1 protein-coding gene is annotated in these 3,053 nt (G+C 68.6%); it reads left to right on the forward strand.

The window, feature by feature from the left end:
• Window positions 1-3,053, forward strand: a 3,053-nt coding sequence (locus PSRA_RS09045; protein ID WP_143516484.1) for a putative Ig domain-containing protein, incomplete at both ends; no start/stop codon positions are given.

Raw genomic sequence — 3,053 nt, forward strand, 5'->3', positions numbered from 1 at the left:
GACCCCGTCGCTGACGGTCGATTCCCCGCTGTCGCTTGATCAGACGGCGCTTGATCCGGCGAAGGTCGGCGACGCGTATAGCGCGAAGCTGACGTTCAAGGGCAATCCGGCGGCTTCCTCGTCGTCCGTGACCGGCCTGCCCGCCGGCCTGGACTATGATCCGGCGACCGGTACGATTTCGGGTACGCCGACCGAGTCCGGCGTGTTCGAGCTGACGGTTGCCGCGTCCAATGGCGTGGATCCGGCGGTGAGCACGAAGCTGACGCTGACGGTGAACGCGGCCCCGGTGGTCAACACCGCGGCTCTGGCGGATGCGACGTATGCCGTTGATTATTCGCAGAAGATCGACGTGGCCGCTTACCCGGCCGCGAAGGTCGAGGTGTCGGGCCTGCCCGAGGGCCTGGCGTATAACGCCGAGACCGGTGCGATCGAGGGCAAGCCTGCCGTCGCGGGCGAGTTCACGGTGACCGTGAAGGCGTCCAACGATTACGGCAAGGTGTCCAGGGACCTGCACCTGCTTGTCAAGGGCACGCCGGTGATCTCGACGACGCAGCAGGACGTGAAGCCGGCGACGGTGGGCTCCGAGTACAGCCTGCCGCTGACGGTGACGGGCTCCCCGGCCCCGCAGATCGATTACACGAAGCTTCCGGACGGCCTGTCGTTCGATACGCAGACGAATACGGTGAAGGGCACCGTGGCGGCGGCTCCGCGCGTGTATCCGGTGACGTTCACGGCGAAGAACTCCGAGGGTTCGGCGTCGGTGACGCTGAGCATCCGCGTGAACGAGAAGCCGGTGTTCAAGACCCAGTCCCTGCCTGACGGCTCGACCCTGTCGGAGTACAAGACCACGGAGGGCAAGGACGTGCAGGTCGTGGCCGAGGGCCTCGACGTGACGTTCGCTTCGAAGGATCTTCCGGCCGGCCTGTCGCTTGATGCGAAGACGGGCGTGATCTCGGGCACCCCGAGCAAGGGCGGCGAGCTCAAGTTCACGGTGACGGCGACGAACGAGCTGGGCTCCACTGACCAGCAGTACGCGATCAAGGTGTCCGAGCCGGCTGCGGTCTCGACGCAGTCGCTGGCGCCGGTCGTGGCGGGCCAGGCGTACGAGCAGAAGATCGAGACGACGGGCTATCCGGCCGCGACGGTCACTGTCACGGGTCTGCCCGAGGGCCTGTCCTTCCAGGACGGCGAGATCTCCGGCACGGTGGCGGCCGATAAGGTCGGCTCGTACCAGGTGACGGTGGAGGCCGACAACCAGGTGGGCGGCAAGCCGGCGTCGAAGACGTTCACGCTGTATGTGGCGACCCAGCCGACGATCAATACGGCGTCCCTGCAGGATGCCGTGGCCGGTTCGAAGTATTCGATCGACCTGGATGTGGAGGGCGCGCCTGATCTCGACGTGACGGTGGATGGCCTTCCGGACGGCGTGACGTATTACGCCCCGACGAAGACGATCTCCGGCTTCCCGACCCGGACGGGCGAGTACAAGGTGACCGTGACGGCCACGACGGCCGGCGGCCAGCTGAAGGCGTCGAAGGAGTACACGCTCAGGGTGACGACGGCCGCGTCGATCGTGACCGAGTCCCTGAAGGACGGCCTTGCGGGCCAGGCGTACGACCAGGCGATCGAGACGGCGGGCTTCCCGGCCGCGACGGTCACGGTCGACGGCCTGCCTGAGGGCCTGTCCTACAAGGACGGCAGGATCACGGGCGTTCCGAAGGCGGCCGGCACCAGCCAGGTGACGGTGACCGCGTCGAACGGCGTGGGCGAGAAGGCCGTGAAGACCTTCAAGCTGACGGTGAACGAGACGCCGGTCATCTCGACGGAGTCCCTGGCCGCGGCGCAGACGGGCGTGGAGTACTCTGCGGACGTGACGGTGACGGGCACCCCGGCTCCGAAGGTCGATGTGTCCGGCCTGCCCGCCGGCCTTGGGTACAAGGACGGCAGGATCGCGGGCACCCCGACGGAGTCGGGCGAGTTCACGGTGGTCGTGAGCGCGACGAACGGCACGGCCGACCCTGTGACCCGTGAGCTGAAGCTGACGGTGAACGCCCCGGCGTCGATCGCGACCGACGCGCTGGCCGACGGCATCGCGGGCCAGGAGTACGCGCAGCCGATCGAGACGGCCGGCTTCCCGGCCGCGACGGTCACGGTCGAGGGCCTGCCCGACGGCCTGTCCTACAAGGACGGCAAGATCGCGGGCACCCCGAAGACGGCCGGCACGTACAAGGTGACGGTCAAGGCTTCCAACGGCATCGGCGACGCGGCGTCGAAGACGCTGACGCTGACGGTGGACGAGACGCCGGCCATCCCGACGGAGTCCCTGGCCGCGGCGCAGACGGGCGTCGAGTACTCGGCGAACGTGACGGTGACGGGCACCCCGGCCGCGGACGTGACGGTCTCCGGCCTGCCCGCCGGCCTTGAGTACAAGGACGGCAAGATCGCGGGCACCCCGGCCGAGTCCGGCGCGTTCATGGTGACGGTGAAGGCCTCCAACAAGGCCGGTTCCGTGTCCAAGGACCTGAAGCTGACGGTGAACGCCCCGGCGTCCATCGAGACCGGGTCCCTGGCCGACGCGACGGTGGGCCAGGCGTACACGCAGTCCATCCTGACCAGCGGCTTCCCGGCCGCGACGGTCGAGGTGTCCGGCCTGCCCGAGGGCCTCGCGTTCGACGCTGTGTCGAATGCGATCACGGGCACCCCGAAGGCCGCCGGCACCGCGACGGTGACGGTGACCGCGTCCAACGGCATCGGCGAGAAGGTCGTGAAGGACTTCGAGCTGAAGGTGAACGGCGTCCCGGCCTCGGTCGAGACGAGCGAGCTGCCGGCCACGACGGTTGGTTCCGAGTACGCGGCCGACATCACGGTGGCGGGCACCCCGGCGCCGACGGTGACCGTGTCCGGCCTGCCCGCCGGCCTTGAGTACAAGGACGGCAAGATCCAGGGCGCCCCGACCGAGTCCGGCGAGTTCACGGTGAGCGTGAAGGCCGAGAACGGCATCGGCGCTCCCGCGACCAAGGACCTCAAGCTGACGGTGAACGACCCGGCGTCGA

Origin of the sequence: Pseudoscardovia radai (assembly GCF_002259605.1) — a bacterium.
Taxonomy (GTDB): Bacteria; Actinomycetota; Actinomycetes; order Actinomycetales; family Bifidobacteriaceae; genus Pseudoscardovia; species Pseudoscardovia radai.